The organism is Caballeronia sp. LZ019, from assembly GCF_031450825.1.
GTDB lineage: Bacteria > Pseudomonadota > Gammaproteobacteria > Burkholderiales > Burkholderiaceae > Caballeronia.
Map to the genome: position 1 here is coordinate 270,772 of NZ_JARTVZ010000001.1, position 16,475 is coordinate 287,246.

General features: G+C 61.8%; 16 protein-coding genes. 9 read left to right on the top strand and 7 right to left on the bottom strand.

The window, feature by feature from the left end:
• The 3 genes from P9255_RS01160 to P9255_RS01170 are packed head-to-tail and all read right to left on the bottom strand — an operon-like array spanning position 1 to position 2,938.
• A complete protein-coding gene (locus P9255_RS01160; protein ID WP_309768460.1) occupies positions 1 to 807 on the bottom strand; it encodes an ATP-binding cassette domain-containing protein in 807 nt (268 codons plus the stop codon).
• Positions 807 to 1,817, bottom strand: coding sequence for an ABC transporter permease (locus tag P9255_RS01165; protein WP_309768461.1), 1,011 nt, complete (start codon positions 1,815 to 1,817; stop codon positions 807 to 809). The genes P9255_RS01160 and P9255_RS01165 overlap by 1 nt, the downstream gene beginning before the upstream one ends.
• Positions 1,817 to 2,938 (bottom strand): sugar ABC transporter substrate-binding protein, encoded by a 1,122-nt coding sequence (locus tag P9255_RS01170; RefSeq protein ID WP_309789050.1) that lies wholly within the window; start codon positions 2,936 to 2,938, stop codon positions 1,817 to 1,819. The genes P9255_RS01165 and P9255_RS01170 overlap by 1 nt, the downstream gene beginning before the upstream one ends.
• Positions 2,939 to 3,402: 464 nt before the next feature.
• On the opposite strand from P9255_RS01170, the gene P9255_RS01175 reads away from it, so the two are divergent.
• On the top strand, positions 3,403 to 4,809 hold the full coding sequence (locus tag P9255_RS01175) for an MFS transporter (protein WP_309789051.1): 1,407 nt from the start codon (positions 3,403 to 3,405) through the stop codon (positions 4,807 to 4,809).
• 13 nt (positions 4,810 to 4,822) lie between these two features.
• Here P9255_RS01175 and P9255_RS01180 read toward each other — a convergent pair whose 3' ends face one another.
• Genes P9255_RS01180 through P9255_RS01190 form a run of 3 tightly spaced genes read right to left on the bottom strand, consistent with a single transcriptional unit; the run spans position 4,823 to position 7,215 of the window.
• Positions 4,823 to 5,692: a Xaa-Pro peptidase family protein gene (locus P9255_RS01180; protein WP_309789052.1), complete on the bottom strand. Its 870-nt coding sequence runs from the start codon at positions 5,690 to 5,692 to the stop codon at positions 4,823 to 4,825.
• Positions 5,634 to 6,032 carry a hypothetical protein gene (locus tag P9255_RS01185; protein WP_309789053.1) on the bottom strand — a complete coding sequence of 133 codons (399 nt, stop codon included), beginning with the start codon at positions 6,030 to 6,032 and terminating at the stop codon, positions 5,634 to 5,636. Before P9255_RS01185 ends, P9255_RS01180 begins: the two co-directional genes overlap by 59 nt.
• Before the next feature lie 55 nt (positions 6,033 to 6,087).
• Positions 6,088 to 7,215, bottom strand: coding sequence for a hybrid-cluster NAD(P)-dependent oxidoreductase (locus P9255_RS01190; protein WP_309768465.1), 1,128 nt, complete (start codon positions 7,213 to 7,215; stop codon positions 6,088 to 6,090).
• 363 nt (positions 7,216 to 7,578) lie between these two features.
• Here P9255_RS01190 and P9255_RS01195 point away from each other — a divergent pair, with 363 nt between their 5' ends.
• Together P9255_RS01195 and P9255_RS01200 are read left to right on the top strand one after the other, a co-directional pair.
• Positions 7,579 to 8,508, top strand: coding sequence for a LysR substrate-binding domain-containing protein (locus tag P9255_RS01195; RefSeq protein WP_309789128.1), 930 nt, complete (start codon positions 7,579 to 7,581; stop codon positions 8,506 to 8,508).
• Between the two features lie 142 nt (positions 8,509 to 8,650).
• Complete coding sequence (locus tag P9255_RS01200; protein WP_309789054.1) at positions 8,651 to 9,907, top strand: aromatic ring-hydroxylating dioxygenase subunit alpha; 1,257 nt, start codon at positions 8,651 to 8,653, stop codon at positions 9,905 to 9,907.
• Between the two features lie 23 nt (positions 9,908 to 9,930).
• Here the strand turns inward: P9255_RS01200 and P9255_RS01205 are convergent, their stop codons facing one another.
• Positions 9,931 to 10,776 (bottom strand): alpha/beta fold hydrolase, encoded by an 846-nt coding sequence (locus P9255_RS01205; RefSeq protein ID WP_309768466.1) that lies wholly within the window; start codon positions 10,774 to 10,776, stop codon positions 9,931 to 9,933.
• 167 nt (positions 10,777 to 10,943) lie between these two features.
• On the opposite strand from P9255_RS01205, the gene P9255_RS01210 reads away from it, so the two are divergent.
• The 6 genes from P9255_RS01210 (at position 10,944) to P9255_RS01235 (ending at position 16,381) form a co-directional block, all read left to right on the top strand.
• On the top strand, positions 10,944 to 11,324 hold the full coding sequence (locus P9255_RS01210; protein ID WP_309768467.1) for a hypothetical protein: 381 nt from the start codon (positions 10,944 to 10,946) through the stop codon (positions 11,322 to 11,324).
• 35 nt (positions 11,325 to 11,359) lie between these two features.
• Positions 11,360 to 11,785, top strand: coding sequence for a low affinity iron permease family protein (locus P9255_RS01215; protein WP_309768468.1), 426 nt, complete (start codon positions 11,360 to 11,362; stop codon positions 11,783 to 11,785).
• A gap of 325 nt (positions 11,786 to 12,110) precedes the next feature.
• A complete protein-coding gene (gene glyA, locus P9255_RS01220) occupies positions 12,111 to 13,373 on the top strand; it encodes a serine hydroxymethyltransferase (RefSeq protein WP_309789055.1) in 1,263 nt (420 codons plus the stop codon).
• Positions 13,374 to 13,926: 553 nt separating this feature from the next.
• Positions 13,927 to 14,730: a DUF4118 domain-containing protein gene (locus tag P9255_RS01225; RefSeq protein WP_309789056.1), complete on the top strand. Its 804-nt coding sequence runs from the start codon at positions 13,927 to 13,929 to the stop codon at positions 14,728 to 14,730.
• Positions 14,730 to 15,608, top strand: coding sequence for an alpha/beta fold hydrolase (locus tag P9255_RS01230; RefSeq protein WP_309768471.1), 879 nt, complete (start codon positions 14,730 to 14,732; stop codon positions 15,606 to 15,608). Before P9255_RS01225 ends, P9255_RS01230 begins: the two co-directional genes overlap by 1 nt.
• The gene (locus tag P9255_RS01235; protein WP_309768472.1) at positions 15,605 to 16,381 is read left to right on the top strand and encodes a MipA/OmpV family protein; all 777 of its coding nucleotides are present in this window, start codon (positions 15,605 to 15,607) and stop codon (positions 16,379 to 16,381) included. Before P9255_RS01230 ends, P9255_RS01235 begins: the two co-directional genes overlap by 4 nt.
• Positions 16,382 to 16,475 lie beyond the last annotated feature (94 nt).

Sequence of the window (16,475 nt, forward strand, 5' to 3'; positions counted from 1 at the left end):
CTAGCCGGTCGTCGCTCGCATCGCCCGGTATTCGCGCCGCACGATGTCCATCAACTCGGCCACGGACGTTTCCGCGCTGCGCTGCTCATACGTCACGCGGCCGCGCTGCATCAACATGATGCGGTCCGCGATGTCGAGCGTCTGCGCATAGTTGTGCATGATCATGATGATCGACAACCCGCCTTTCTCCTTGAGCCGCATCACGAGATCGATGATGAGCGCCGCTTCCCGCGCGCCCATCGCGGCGAGCGGTTCATCGAGCAGCAGAATCTTCGCGTTCGAATTGACCGCGCGCGCCACCGCGATCGCCTGACGCTGCCCGCCCGACAACCGCTCGACGGGCAGGTCAACTGACGGCACGTGAACGCCGATATCGTCGAGACACTGGGCCGCACGCTCGCGCATCTGCCGGTGATCGACGAGACGCAGGAGACGCGCTGGCCCCTGCCGCACGATCTCGCGGTTCAGGAACATGTTGTGATAGATCGACAACGAGTTGGCGAGCGCGAGGTCCTGATACACGCATTCGATGCCGAGGGCGCGCGCATGATCGACGTTGCGCAGCAGCGTTTCTTCGCCGTGCACGTGCAGCGTGCCGCTCGTCTGCTGATGAAAGCCCGTCAGTATCTTGACGAGCGTGGACTTCCCCGCGCCGTTGTCACCGAGTATGCCGAGAATCTCGCCCTTGCCGAGCGTGAACGATACGCCGTCGAGCGCGGTCACTGCGCCGAAGCGCTTGACGAGCGTATCGCCGCGTAATGCGAGCCCAGCGGCAAGATCAGCGGAAGCAACTTGCGATGCATCCATCACCGTGCTCCCCTGCGCCGGATGCGTCCGACGTGTATGTTGAAGATCATCGCGGCGAGAATGGCTGCTCCGAGAATGATGTTGTACGTGAACGCGTTGATGCCGATGAGCGTGAAGCCATCGCTCAGAATGCCGAGCACCGCCGCGCCGAGCAGGCCGCCGACGATCGTCCCCGAGCCGCCCGTCAGCGGCGTGCCGCCGATCACCGCTGCCGCGACCGCGAGGAACATGATCTGATTGCCGCCCGCTTGCGGATCGATGGACGTGATGCGAAAACCTTCGAGAATCCCGGTGAATCCTGCAAGCACCGCCGCGAGCACGAAGTTACCGAGGCGCAGTCGATTCACATGAATGCCCGCTTCGCTCGCGCCGAGCGGGTTGGCGCCCGCCGCCTGCGTATGCAGACCCCATCGCGTATGACGCAGCAACACGTGCATGATGAACGCGAGCGCCACCGTCCAGAGGATTTCGCTGTAACCCCACGAACCCATGATCGCCGCGAACTCCGGCGAACCGGGCGTGGCGGCGGGCGTGCCGCGCGACATCGTGAGCGTGATGCCGTTGATCAGGAACAGCGTGCCGAGCGTCGTGACGAAAGAGGGCAGGCGCAGGAACACCGTCACCGCTCCATTCACGAACCCTATGATCGCAGCGGCGACGAGACCTGCGATGACTGCGAGCCACATCGGCGCGCCCGCCTCGTTGGCGAACACCATGATGAAGGGCGCGAATGCGAAGACCATCCCCGCCGACAGGTCGATATCCCCGCCGATCATCAGCATGATCTCGCCGAACGCGATGATCGCCACCGGCGCGATGAACTGCGACAGGTTGACGAGGCTCGCGTTGGACAACAGGAAGTCGTGGTTGACGATCTGGAAGTACGCAGCGAGCAGGATGGCCACGAGCAGGATGCGCAGTTCCGCTGCCCAGTGCGATGTCCATGCGCCGCGCGGCCGATCGAGCCGCGCGGGCGTCTGCGCCTTGCCGGGTTGCTTGACCGTATTCATTACGATTTGATAGCGCCGCTCATCGGCACGATCTGCGGTTTCGTCGTCTTGCCTTCATAGCGCGTCAACGTGTTGAGGTACGGCTCGACTGTGCTCTTCGTTACGAACTTGAGACCGGTGTTGATGTTCGCCGGCCCCACGAGCCCGCCCGATGCGAGGAACGTGAACGCCTCCATCACGGTATAAAAGCCCTGCACGTAGGGCTGCTGATCGATGGTGAAATCGAGGAAGCCTTCGTGAATGAGCTGAATGGTCTGCGGCAGGAGGTCGAAGCCGCCGCCGTGCACGCCCTTCGACGGCAGGTTCGACTCCTTCATCACTTGCGCGACGCCTTGCGTGCTGCCGGCATCGACGGCGAACATGCCTTTCAGGTCCTGATGGCCGAGGAAAAATGCCTTGATCTTCGACAGTTCCTCGTTGACGGTTGCGCCGGTGGCCACGGTCTGAATGTCAATCTTCTTGCCCGACTTCTTGATGGCGTCGCTTGCGCCGTCGAGACGCGGCTGAATGTTGAGCTGGCCGGGCGTCGCGATGAACAGTGCGACGAGGCCGCTGTCCACGAGACTCGCGATGCGCTCGCCCATCTGATATCCCGACAGATACAGGTCCTGGCCGATGTACGCGAGACGCGGATTCGTCTTGCCGCGCGGGGCATCGGCGTTGTAGGCGAACACGGGGATGCCCGCGTCGAGCGCCGCCTGGATCGGCTTGTCGAAAGCGTTCGGATCGACGATAGGCACGGCGATCGCATCGGCTTTCGCGGCAATGGCGGAGTTCACCGCGCGCACCATTTCGCCCGCGTCCGAGTTGGCCGAGCCGGTCCATTGATAGTCCATGCCGAACATCGAGCACGCGTCCTGAATGCCGTATTGCGTCGGAACGAAGAACGGGTTCGTCGTCACGTGGTTCACGAAGACGATCTTCCAGCGCTTGTGCTGCGGAAAGGCCGCCTCTGCAGCGTGCGCAGCGGAGATCAGGCCGCCCGAGACGCCGCCGGCTGCGCCGAGCAGCGAAAGCGCAGCGCCGAGGCCCGCGCCTTGCATCAGACCGCGTCGCGCGGGGCTGATTGCGCCGGTGCCTTCGGATTTGCTTTCGTGTGAATCGTCCCGCTTCTGCGCCATGTCTTCCTCCGGTCCTGTATCTGGTTAGGTCCTTCGTGGCTTGCTCGACTCATCGTCGATTTCGTTCTGTCGTGGCTGGCAATCGGATTCGGTTGCAATGACTGGCACCGGCGGGCAATTAGCGGCGATATCGCGCTGAATCCCACACTTCGGAATAGCTCCGACGTCGTGCCGGATTTTGAATTAGGCAAACTATATGCAGGGTATTTGCGGGTTTCGATTAGCGTTTTCCCGGTACAGGGAGCGCGAATAGTCTTGCTAATGGTTACGGAAGGTCCGGTTTGGCTTTTTCGGGCGAGCCGAGTTCGACGAGTAGTCTCGACCGCGAGTTGATTCGGATGGCTTATGAATCGCCTGATCGAAGAAGTGCGTTACGATGGGAAACGGCCGGGCACGTCCATCGCCCGCCCGGCCTCAGGCCACATCTGTCATCATTGAACTCGCCGAGCCAACCCGAAGGTGCCATGCGACAACTGGACGACGAGAAAGCGAACGGCGGTGCACTCCATCGCCCCGAGCATACCGATAGCCTCGCAGCAGAGACGTACGAACCAGCGACAGACGAGGAACACGATGCGTCCGCCGTCGGGCGCACCGGACCACTGAACGAAGCGGCGCTGCTCGGCCGCAAGACCCCGCCGTGGCCGGATTCGGCGGCGGCGAATCCGGGGCATCACGCGGCGGCCGGCGAACGCAATGTGGTGCGCGCGATTGCCGGCCTGCTGGTCGGCTATGCGCTGCTTATCGTCGGAAACGGGCTTTTTCAGACACTCATTCCGCTGCGCGTGCTGCAATCGGGTGCGTCGACGCTCGTCATCGGCCTCATTCAGTCGAGCTACTACGCGGGCTTCATCCTGGGCGCCGTCATCAATCGACGGCTGATCGACCGTATCGGCCAGCACCGGACGTTCGTCGCATTCTCGGCGGCGGCGTCGATTCTTGCGCTCGCGTTCGGCGCCGCCGAATCGCCCTGGACGCTCGGCATCGTTCGCCTGCTGACGGGCGTCGCGTTCATGGGGCTGTACACGTCCGTCGAAAGCTGGCTGAACGGCACGGTCGAAAACGAAAGGCGCGGCCAGGTCTTCCGCCTGTACGCGGCCATCAACTATCTTGCGGTAGGAAGCGGTCAGTTTCTATTGAACTTCGGGGGTGGATCGGCCGCGGTTCAGTTCTCCATCGCGGCTGCACTGTTCGCGGCGGCGGTCATGCCGGTCACGCTGATGGAAGGATGGCCCGCCAAGGTCAACGACTCCAACCTTCATCGCGTGCCCGCGCGAAGCTGGACGGAGAGCCTGCGCGAGATGATGGTCGCAACCCCGCTCGCGGTGCCGGGGTGCATCCTCGCGGGCTTCATCTATAGCAACTTTTATTCGCTGATGCCGGTGTATCTGGATCGATCAGGCTTCTCGACGCACGATCTCGCGACGTTCATGGGCGTGGCGCTCATCGGTGCGCTGTTGCCGCAGTTTCCGATGGGACGTCTGTCGGATCGAATCGACCGGCGGCGTCTCGTCTACTACACCGCGGCAATATCGGCGCTGCTGAGTCTTGTGCTGTTCAGCCTGAATATTCGCATCGTGACGTGGTGCGCGACGATGGTTTATGTCGCAGTGACCTTCACGCAATACGGGCTGATCGTGTCGCACGTGCAGGACCGCACCGAGTCGCATCTGCGAGTCGCGGTATCGGCGATGCTCCTCGTGCTGTTCTCGCTTGGCGGAATGATCGGTCCCACACTCGCTTCCGCGCTGATGACACTGATGGGTCCGCGCGGCCTGTTCCTGTTCAACGGGCTTTCGTGCGCGTTGCTGGCCCTGAGCGCGAGACGTGCGCTCGGTTCGAACTCGGGAACATCGGCGGCGAGCGTGTAGCTCGATCGAGAGATCAGAGCCAGTCGGTTTCGAAGCTGCACCCGGTGAGCGATATGCAGCCTCCATCACTGACAACGACCTGTTGCTCGAGCTTGACGCCCTCGGTGCCGCCTTCCGCGCCGATATAACTCTCGACGCAGACCGTCATGCCCGCATCGAATCGGCCATCGTATCCGGCGCTATGCCAGTCGATCTCATGCGCAATCGACGGATACTCGTCCACCATGCCGATCCCATGCGCGAGGCAGCAATACCGGTTCTTGACGTACCGGTCCGGTATCTTCCATGCGCGGTCTGCAAACTCCCTGAAGGTCATGCCGGGCCGTATCAGGTCCATGTTGTAGTGAACCTGCGTATAGGCGAGTTCATAGAGCTTGCGTTGCTCGTCCGAGGGGCGGCTGTCGCCCACGAGCCATGTTCGCGAGATATCCGAGCAATAGCCATGAGGACCGACCATGTCGGTGTCGAACGCGAGAAGGTCGCCTGATTGAAGCACGCGCGACGAGCACTCGTGCATCCACGGATTCGTGCGGTCGCCGGAAGCAAGCAGGCGCGTTTCGATCCATTCGCCGCCGTGCCTGATGTTCTCGAAGTGAAGATGCGCCCACAGTTCGTTCTCGGTGATGCCCGGACGAAGCTCCCGACGCATGCGCTCGATGCCTCTTTCCGCGGTACGCAACGACTCGCCGATCAGCACCAGTTCACCCGGCGACTTGATGAGCCGGGCGGTTTCCATCAGCGCTTGCCCGTCGATCAGCGCAATGCGGTGCTTCTCGAGATACGCGGCGCCGAACGGGTCGAGACGGTCAACGGCAAGTCGCCGGTTATCGCCCGCGTGCTCGCGGAAGACGTTGAACGATCTCGGCGCCCCAGATTTCCGCACGGCGCCCTGCATCGTGGCCCGCATTGAAAAACGTCCAGCTCAGCGCGCCGCGCAATTCGACGTTGAGATCGAGGCCGTCCCATACGTGCTCGCTGCTGTGAAACTCCCACGCGACGATGCGGCCATCGGCGAACACCATCACATAACGCGATGGATTGCGGCCCGCCCATACCTGCATGTTGGATGTATCGGTTGCATAGCGGATGTTCACCGGGTCATAAAGCAGGATCGCCGGGCAATCGTGCTTGCGCAGTTGCTCCAGAACGCGCGCAAGGCGATAGGTCCGCACTTCGCGCACAACGTCGTCTTCGACTCCCGTACCGTCAGCACTGCGCGCCATGCGTAAGCTCCATGCGTTGTTGTGATATGAGCTGCGACACAGGAAGTCCGGGTCGCTATAGTTCCAGCGTCAGGTCTGAAGTCGGCCGGCTGCAGCACAGCAGACGCAAGCCCTTCTGGATCTCGCGTTCGCGGATTCCACCGTTGTGTTTCATGTCAACGGTGCCGTCGAGCACTTTCGTCTTGCAGGTGCCGCATACGCCCTGACTGCACGACGATGGAATGGCGACGCCCGCTTTCCTTGCGGCGGAAAGAATGGTGTCCGAAGCATTCATGACGAAGCTCCTCGATGAGCGAGACAGCTTGACGGTGAACGTCTGCTCCGAAACGGACGCTTTCTCGTGAACCGGCTCCGGTGCGACTCCCGACGTGATGTCGAAGCTCTCCTGATGGTAACGAGCCGGATCGTGACCGCCTTCACGCAAGATCTCGCGGACGGCGTGCATGTAGCCCGCCGGACCGCATGTGAAGACCTCGCGCTCGTGGTAGTCCGGCGCGCACTCGGAGAGAAGGCGAAGGCTCAGCCGCCCCGTCGGGCCATGCCAATCCCGTTCATCGCCGACGCCTTCGCAAACGAAGTAAGTGCGCAGGCGCGGCGAGAGTTCGGTCAGCCGATGCAGCTCGTTTCGAAACACGATGTCGGCGGGCGTGCGCGCGCTGTGGATGAAGACGACGTCGCGATTCAATCCAAGGTCGATGCCCGCACGCGTCATCGCCATCAGCGGCGTGACGCCGGACCCGGCCGAAAGATACAGGGACTTGTGGGAGGGCGCGGCCGTCGACGTGAATGTTCCTGACGGTCCGTACGCGCGAAGCGTGTGTCCAGGCGCCATATGGTCGTGAAGCCAGTTGGACATTGCGCCGCCCGGTACACGCTTGACCGTGATCGACAAGAGATAGGGACGCGTCGGCGGCGACGAGATCGTGTAGCAGCGTTCGATCGACTGGCCATGCACGTCGGCGGAGACGGTCATGAACTGGCCCGGCTCGAAGCGCACCGGCGTGCCGTCGCCGACGCGAAACTCGAACGTCCGGACGTCGTGTGTCTCGTCGATCGCCCGGCAACAAGTGAGCGTCTGTTGCTCGCCGCTTGCCCACGGCTTGCCAGCGCTTTCCCACGTGCCTGGATTCGAGAACCGTTCCGCGTCGGGCGCTACGTCGAAGATCTTGTCTGGCGAATTCATGGCATCGAGTCTGTTGAGACGCGCGGCGCGCGTTCACGCGTCTGCATGGCGTGAACGGGTCGAAGCGCGTAGTGATGTGTGGCGATGACGAAGATGCTGCCGCGGTTCTTCGCTTGCGTGGGAGTATTGGTTCAACGGTTTGCAGCGTCAACGCGCTTAATTTTCGGGGCGCTATTACATTAAGTTATGCGTCGCCCGAGTCGATCCCGACTATACGGCTGACGTATGCCGAAGTAGTATGCAGACGCTTCTCCGGGGATCGCGACGCATCCGCGATGAGCCGTGGCCTCGGCGATCAGCGCGTCGTTCGACGCGAGCAGCAAATGGCCCCTCCTTTGGAACAATGTCTTTCCCAAGCTCACGATGAAAGCCGTTACAGATGGTGCGAAAGGGTATCGCCGGCTCGTCCCCTCACTGACCGCGCTGGTCGAGTTCGAGGCCGTGGCGAGACTGCGCAGCTTCACTCATGCTGCGGTGGAACTGGGCGTCACACAGGCCGCTGTCAGTCAACAGGTCCGGCTTCTCGAAGAAATGCTGGGCGTTCGCCTGCTCGACCGCCTGCATCGCAATCTGACGCTGACCAAAGAAGGGGAGGTTCTTTATACGGTCGTGTCGGAATCGATGGGCAGGATTGCTGGCGTGTTCGATCGCCTGTCCACCGGCATCGACGATGAAGAACTCGTGCTCGCATCGACAGCGGCCTTCTCGCACTTCCGTCTGATGTCGAGCGTCGGCGCACTGAAGCAGACGTACCCGAATCTGCGCGTGCGCCTGACAACGACGATGTTCACCGCCGATCTGCGTCACAACGAAGTGGCTGCGGTCGTGCGATTCGGAAACGGTAACTGGAACGATGGAACGTCCTACCTGCTGTTCGAGGAGCAGGTGTTCGCAGTGTGTTCGCCGGGCTGGATCGGGAAGCACGGCAAGCCCCAGACGCTCGATGAACTGGCGGAATGCTCGCTCATTGCCGACGACCCGACATCCGAGGGATGGCTGACCTGGGAACAATGGTTCCGGGCGGTCGGGGGCCGTCCCGGCAAGCTCAAATACGGCCTGCGTACATGTCTCTATGCCGACGCCGTGCAGGCGGCGCTCGACGGGCAAGGCATCACGCTCGGCTGGTCGAGGCTATTGCACGAACGTCTTCTCTCCGGTGAACTCGTACGCCTGACGGACGCGTCCCTGACGATGCGCGACGCTTATTACGTCGTCGTGCCGCACGGCAGGAGCATCACTCCGACGATTGAAACCCTGATCTCACTCCTGCGCGAGGCGGCAGGCGTCGCTTAGGCGCACAGCGCTTATCAGCCATAAATCAAAGTAATGCGTCGCGGAAAATTTAGCGCATTGACGAGCATTTTCGCTAATCCAATACTGGCGCCAATGCGGGAACATTCGAAGTCCCGCTGGCCCCTTAACGTTGGAGATGACGATGTCTGAGTTCGTGTTGAAGCCCCTTGGTGAACTCGTTCGGAGCCGCGAGCCGGGTTGCGGATTGCCGGGAGAGGTGTTTAGCCGACCGGACGTGTATGAAACCGACGTCAATATTTTCTTCCACAAGCACTGGATCGTGGCCGGCGTGACGGCGGATGTTCCGGAGCCGGGCGACGTCTCGGTCATCGATATCGGCAAGGCATCGGTCATCATCGTGCGCGATGACGACGAGAACATTCGTGCCTATCGCAATGTATGCCGCCATCGCGGCGCGCGGCTGAAAGAAGCGGGCAAGTCAACGGTCGGCATGCTGGTCTGTCCATATCATCAGTGGACGTATGACCTCGACGGCAGCCTGCGCCACGCGAAGCACATGGGCAAGGACTTCGACGCGACGTGTCGCAACCTGCTGCCGGTGCATCTCAAGGTTGTCGGCACGCATGTCTTCGTGTGCCTCGCGAAAGAGCCGCCGGCCGACATTGCGAAGCTCGAAGAAACAATGACGCCTCGCTTTGCGCCTTACGACTTGCAGAATACGAAGATTGCGTTCGAGTCGGAGATCATCGAGGACGGCAACTGGAAGCTCGTGATGGAGAACAATCGCGAGTGCTATCACTGCGAAGCGGGGCATCCGGAGCTGACCTTGTCGTTCGTTCCCGAGTCCACCGGTGCAAGCGCGGACGACATGGACGAAGAAGGAAGAAAGGCGCTCGATGCGTACAACGAGCTCAACGCTGCAAGCCAGAACAACTGGGAGGGCGAGGGCTATATCTGCTCACCCGTGGAAGAACTCGGCGGCGACGTCGCCACCCATTTCCGCACGCAGCGGCTCATCATCGGGGGCAATGGCGAGTCGCAGACCATGGATACCAGGGTCGCGTGTCGCAAACTGCTCGGCAATCTGACTCGCCGTGATCTGGGCGACACGCATATGTGGACCCACAACTCGTGGTCGCACGTAATGAGCGATCACGCGATGATCACCTACATCATCCCGCTCACGCCGGAGAAAACGCTGGTTCGCACGAAGTGGCTCGTTCATGCCGATGCAGTCGAGGGCGTCAACTACGACGTGACGAAGCTGACCGAAGTATGGGTCGCGACGAACGCGCAGGATGCGAGCCTGGTGGCGATCAATCATCGCGGCGCGCAGGACCCCGGCTACATTCCGGGGCCGTACTCGCCGACCACCGAGACGTATGTGAACCAGTTCGTCGGCTGGTACGCATCGCGATTGAAGGCGCACGGTATCTAGGCCGATGAGTCCGCCGAGGCGGCTCAAAGCGCTTCGGTGGACATCGCAACAGCTTCCTTGGACCGAATCGTCGCATCGGCTTCGGCGATATGCCGCACGATGGCCGCATTGACCTCGTCGGCGTGCGTCACAGGCCCCATGTGTCCCGCGCCCGGTATCACCGCGAGGCGTGCCGCAGGCAGCAGCACGCGCAGGCGCTCCGCGATCGCACGCGTCGGAACAGGCGCGTGCTGTCCGCGCATGATGAGTGCGGGAACGCGCAACGCGGTGTATGCACTGGCGGGCGTGCGTTCTTCGAGCAGCGCACGAAAGTCGAGCGGCGCCTTCGGAGCCCAGCGTGTAAGCGCTGCCTGCACCGAGGGCCGCAACGCTTCCCATGCGCCGGGGCCGCCCCAGTAATCCACGAACGAAGCCGCCGCACCGCGATAGTCGCCACAACTGATGCCATCGGCGGTGCGCTTCGAGATCGCAATGATTTCTGCGAGCGCATGCGTTCCATGCGCGCCCATCGTCTTCAACAGATGAAACGCCGATGGCTCGTACAGCGTCAGACTCGCGATGCGCCCGGGTCTTTCGAGCGCCGCGCGCAATGCGACGCCACCGCCATACGAGTGTCCCACGAGGTGAACCTTGCCCGATGACGCGTCGATGATGCCGACGGTTCGCGCGGCTTCGTCGGCCAGCGTGAATGCGCGCTCTCCACTCCAGGGTCCCGTGCTCTGGCAGCCGTAATGCTCGGGCGCGACGAACGCGTGGCGCGAACCGATCGCCTCGCCGAGCTTTCGCCATTGAGCGGCTCCGGAGCCGGAGCAATGCAGTGCGATAACCGGTCTTGCGGATGACAAGGCTTGCGCGGCGGTGATATCCATTTTCAAGCGTCCTTTCGAAATATGAAGCGATCGAATGAGTGCGAGTATCGGCGCGTCGTTCGCTTGAGGAAATGACCTATCCTCCGGATGTCTTGCGCAAAACGCCAGAAGTAATCGGACCCGTTGCGAGCTAATATCGAAGAGACGTGTCAGCGTAGGAGGACGCCATGAACGACAGTCAGGCGACTGCGCAATCAGCACGGCGCCGACGTGCTCGCGTCCTGGCCGCAATCTTCATGCTGACGTGCGCTTCCCATGCGGCTGCCCGGACGATCACGGTCATATCGGCGACGTACGGCGGGAACTGCGGCGCACCGGCCGGCAACGCAACGGGCGACTTCGTGCGTCAATGCGATGGCCGCGACGCATGCGAGTACATGCCGGAGCGACGGAACATCGGCTACTCGGCGCAGTCCTGCCAGAGCGATCTGCAAGCCGAGTGGCGCTGTAGCAGCACCGAATCGCACACGGCGACGCTAAGCGCCGGAATCGACGCAAACAGTAGGCTCGTATTAGGCTGTGTCGAGCAAAATGGGCCGGGGCACTGATCCGCTTTTTCTATCCGACAACGTGGGGACGCCGCATGAAGACCTCCTGGTTTCTCAAGTTCTCTAACATGCTCGCGCAAGTGGCCGGCCGCGCATCGACGTTTGTAATCGCTGTCGGATTAGTGGTCGTATGGGGCATATCCGGTCCGCTTTTTCATTTCAGCGACACATGGCAGCTCGTCATCAATACGTCGACCACCATCGTCACGTTCCTGATGGTGTTTCTTATCCAGAACACGCAGAATCGCGACACCGCAGCAATGCAGATAAAGCTCGACGAGATCATTCGGGCGCTGGACAACGCTCATAATGCGCTTCTCGATCTCGAGGAACTCGACCAGAAAGAACTCACCAAGTTTCGAAAGCATTACGAATCGCTCGCGCAACAAGCGCGCGATGAGCTGCGTTCGACCAACAAGAGTCCCGCAGACGACGCACCAGGCGACACGTCACAACGCTGACGCGGATCGTATGGCGCTAAGCCCTTGCTTTGCGAATGAGTGATCTTGCTCGACTGGAAGCGCGCTTGCGGTCAGTCGCAGCCGATCTTGCAGGCGCGTCCGAAGAGGGCGAGCGAGATCGGATAACCGAGGCCGCGTTTCGGCGCGGTGGCGATTCCATCCAAGAAGGTTGGCGAAAACGTCCTAGTCCGGGCCATGCGCGCCACGGCATGATTCGACGATGCCTGGCGTCAGTGCAACGCCGGTTTCCTGCGATTGCGCGCGCGTCAACAAGCTCGGCAAAGGTTGCTTTTCACGTTCAATGGCCACTTCATCGGAGCCGTCCATGTTTGATTATTCGTCTAGTACAGTTTCGCGCGTCAACCCTGAACTCTGGGCCGCCATCGAAGAAGAAAACCGCCGCCAGGAAGATCACATCGAACTGATCGCGTCGGAAAACTACACCTCGCCCGCCGTGATGGCCGCGCAGGGCTCCCAACTCACGAACAAGTACGCCGAAGGCTATCCGGGCAAGCGCTATTACGGCGGTTGCGAGTACGTGGATATCGTCGAGCAGCTGGCGATCGACCGCGTGAAGCAACTGTTCGGCGCGCAAGCCGCGAACGTGCAGCCGAACTCCGGCTCGCAGGCGAACCAGGGCGTGTTCTTCGCGATGCTCAAGCCCGGCGACACCATCATGGGCATGAGCCTCGCCGAAGGCGGTCACCTGACGCACGGATCGCCCGTCAACATGTCGGGCAAGTGGTTCAACGTGGTGAGCTACGGTCTGAACGAAGCCGAAGACATCGACTATGAAAAGACCGAAGCGCTCGCCAGGGAACACAAGCCGAAGCTGATCGTGGCGGGCGCGTCGGCGTTTGCGCTGCGCATCGACTTCGAGCGGCTGTCGCAGATCGCGAAGAGCGTCGGCGCGTACTTCATGGTCGATATGGCGCACTACGCCGGTCTGGTTGCCGCGGGGCTCTATCCGAACCCGGTGCCGCACGCGGACTTCGTCACGACGACCACGCACAAGAGCCTGCGCGGCCCGCGCGGCGGCGTCATTCTGATGAAGGCCGAGTTCGAGAAGCAGATCAATTCGGCGATTTTCCCCGGCATTCAGGGCGGTCCGCTGATGCACGTCATCGCGGCGAAGGCCGTCGCGTTCAGGGAAGCGCTCGCGCCCGAGTTCAGGACGTATCAGCAAGCCGTGATCGACAATGCGCGCGTGCTGGCCGAAACGCTGGTCAAGCGTGGCCTGCGCATCGTGTCGGGCCGCACCGAAAGCCACGTCATGCTCGTCGATCTGCGCGCGAAGAAGATCACCGGCAAGGCAGCGGAAGCGGCGCTCGGCAACGCGCACATCACGGTCAACAAGAACGCGATTCCGAACGACCCGGAAAAGCCCTTCGTCACGAGCGGCGTGCGTCTGGGCTCGCCCGCGATGACCACGCGCGGCTTTGGCACGAAAGAGGCGGAGATCGTCGGCAATCTGATTGCGGATGTGCTCGAAGCGCCGGAAGATCAGGGCACGCTGGATCGCGTCAGGCAGGCCGTTGCCGAGTTGACGCGCCGCTTCCCGGTCTATTCGGGCAGGCAAGCCGGTTGATGCAAACGAGCGGCGTGCGCGTGGCTGTCAGGCGCTGTCCGCTCGTCTAGCGACATTCGCGCTTGCTGCGGTTCTGTGAGTCGCAGCAAGCGCCTCTCGATGACCTTCGACCACTGCTGTCGAGGATTCGTCGCATCATCTCGCGCGTCGCGGACGACGACCGCGAAATTTCGCTCCCCGTCGTCCGCACGCACGCATCCGTCGCTTACGAAGATCCTCTGGCGTGGCCGTCGCCTGACTGCCTAAGCGGAAGAGGTTTAAGAGATCTCGAAACTTTCGGAATTCAGCCATTTGTCGCTCGATTGACTTCCCGGACAATCGCAACCCCTCTTGCTAACCGAAAGCATTGAAATCTTAAAGAAAGCGGTGCACTGCCACGCAGTGTGCATCGACCGGCAAGCGCGTCGCCTAAAGGCGAGTCATAAGCGGGCCTTAAGCAAACGTGCAATAGCGTGTGCCTCCAGAGGCCTTCAGGGTCACGTTCGCCTCTCTGAAGCTCGCCGGCCGCTGCAGCACGCTGATTTCTTTAGGAGCAATCGCTCTATTCAACTCAATGCGAGTCAACAATTCCCGGCGCTGGGCGCCTCGTGGTGTCAGGCGATGGATGATCGCGGCAGCCGCGCTCGTCACCGCTGCTGTCGTGCGGGCGCTATTGCACCCGGTGCTCGGCCCGGTCATGCCCGGCACGGCTTTTCTGATCGCCGCCGTGCTCGTGCAGTACTACTGCGGCCTCGCGCCCGCCGTCTGCGTGATGCTGGCTGGATTGTGCATCGCGGATTATCTTTTTGTTCCGCCGTATGGACGCATCGATTTCATCGACCAGTCCGATATCGTTTTGCTGGTTTCGTACCCACTCATTACGGCGTTATTCATTACGCTGGTGGAGAGGCTCAAGCGCGCGCAGTATCGCGCGAAACTGCTCGCCGCAGTCGCGCAGTCGCGCTATGAAATGCTGCTTCGTCACGACAACGAGCGGCTGCTGGCGCAACGGTCCACCGATGAGATGCATCGCCTGCTGCATCACATCGCCCAATACAACCGCTCGCTCATCCTCATCAAGGCGCTCGATGCGACAGCCAGCGTCACGCAAGGTGGCCTGGTTACGGCATCGTCGCCCGCAGTTTCCGATTCACCGATCGACATCGGTTCCTTCAGCGCGGGCGTCGTGTATGGCCCAGGACACGCACGGATTCATCGGGAAGACCTCGCTCGCGTGACCGATCGACTGCTTCCCGGGCGACATCGGATGCGCCTGCGTGCGGATGGGCACGACTGGCGTCCGGCCGAATGCATCTGTGAACGATTCACTACGCCGCCTGGCGACTTTCTGATTCTGCGCGTGGAAGAGCGAGCGTAATGCAGCCCGATTTCAAAACAGCACCAAGCGGCGATCACGCCGTTCTTCTCTTGCACGGGCTTTCGAGTTCGCCGCTCGAATTGCGCTTCATCGCCCGCTTTCTTGGCGACGAGGGCTTCGCTACGCACACACCGGAACTTCCCGGTTACAGCGCGGGCACCGGGCACACACCGATGGAACAATGGATCAGCGCAGCGGTAGCCGAATTCGACGCGCTCGCCGCGCGCTATCGGCATGTGTCGATATGCGGCCTTTCGATGGGGGCCACGCTTGCTGCAGCCGTGGCGCACCAGCGGCCCGACGCTCGCGCGTTGCTTCTGCTTTCGATCACGCTTCACTACGACGGCTGGGCCATTCCGTGGTATCGCTTCTTGCTGGACTGGCTCTACTACACGCCGATGCGCTCGCGGTACAGGTATCGTGAACACGAGCCTTACGGCCTCAAGAACGAAGCCTTGCGCTCGAAGATTGCCCGTGCGATGCAAAAGACCGGCATCAGCGAAGTCGGGCCTGCGTCCATCTCGATGCCCGCGCTTCACGAAGCGAGCCGTCTTGCATCGTTGCTCAGAAGGATAACGAAGGAAATCTCGAGCGATTGCCTCATCATCCATGCAATCGACGACGAGACATCGAGCCCGCACAACGCGCAGTTCGTGGAAGCCAATATCGGAGCGTCATTCCTTCGAACCATCTGGCTCGACGATTCCTATCACATGATCTCTTCCGACAACGAGCGCGAAGTCGTGGCGCGCGAGTGCGCGCTCTTCTTGCGGGAGAGCGCGGCTGCCTGTGCTTCCGCCGACAATCCCACGCCTGTCGTATCCCGCGCGCTGGCGCGTCGGCTGCGGCATCTGGCTTCGATCGCCAGACGAGCATGAGGCGTTCGCTCACATCGCGCGCGGTGCTTGTGCTGGCCTTGCTCTCGAGCGCCAGCAGCATCCGCGCCGCTGAGCCGCAATCGCCTGGCGACTGGACAGTGTCAGCGGGGCCGGGGCTCTACGTGTTTCCCGCGTATCCCGGCTCTTCCAGGCTCAAGCTTTTCCCGCTGCCCGCACAGGACATCGCCTGGCGGGACCGCATCTTCTCTCAGGGACCGGATGTGCTCGGCATCAACGTGCTTCGTGGCGAGAACTATCACGTAGGCACGTCGCTGAGTTTCGATTTCCAGTCACGAAGCGCATCCGACGATGCGCGTCTCAAAGGCTTGCCCGACGTTCATTACGGGCCGAAGTTGCGGCTCTTTGCCGACTACACATGGTGGGCGTTCACGGGGGCCGCAGCGGTGTACCAGGACATCGCCGGAACGGGCCAGGGTACGACCGCGATGGCGGACTTCTTCGTGTCCGCACCGCTCGGCAAGTTGCTCCTGTCGATGGGACCGGGAATCACCTGGGGCAGCGCGGAGTACACGAGAACGTTCTTCGGCGTGAGCGCGCAGGAGAGCGCCGCATCGGGACTGCCGCAATATGCGACGCGATCCGGCCTGCGCGATGTGCACGTGAATGCAAGCGCCACCTATGAGATCGATTCGCACTGGTCCGCGAACGTTTCGGCGGTGTTCGGTCGCCTGGAACGGTCGGCTGCCGGTAGCCCGATCACGCAGCGGCGGCTCGATGTCAACGGGATGGCGTCGGCCGCGTATCGGTTCTAGCGCATTGCCTGGCCGATGAAGCCGGCTCTCTGCGTGGATCGCCGGCATTCCGGGTCACAGGCAGGCGAAGCTGACATCGATGCTAAGGCGAGCG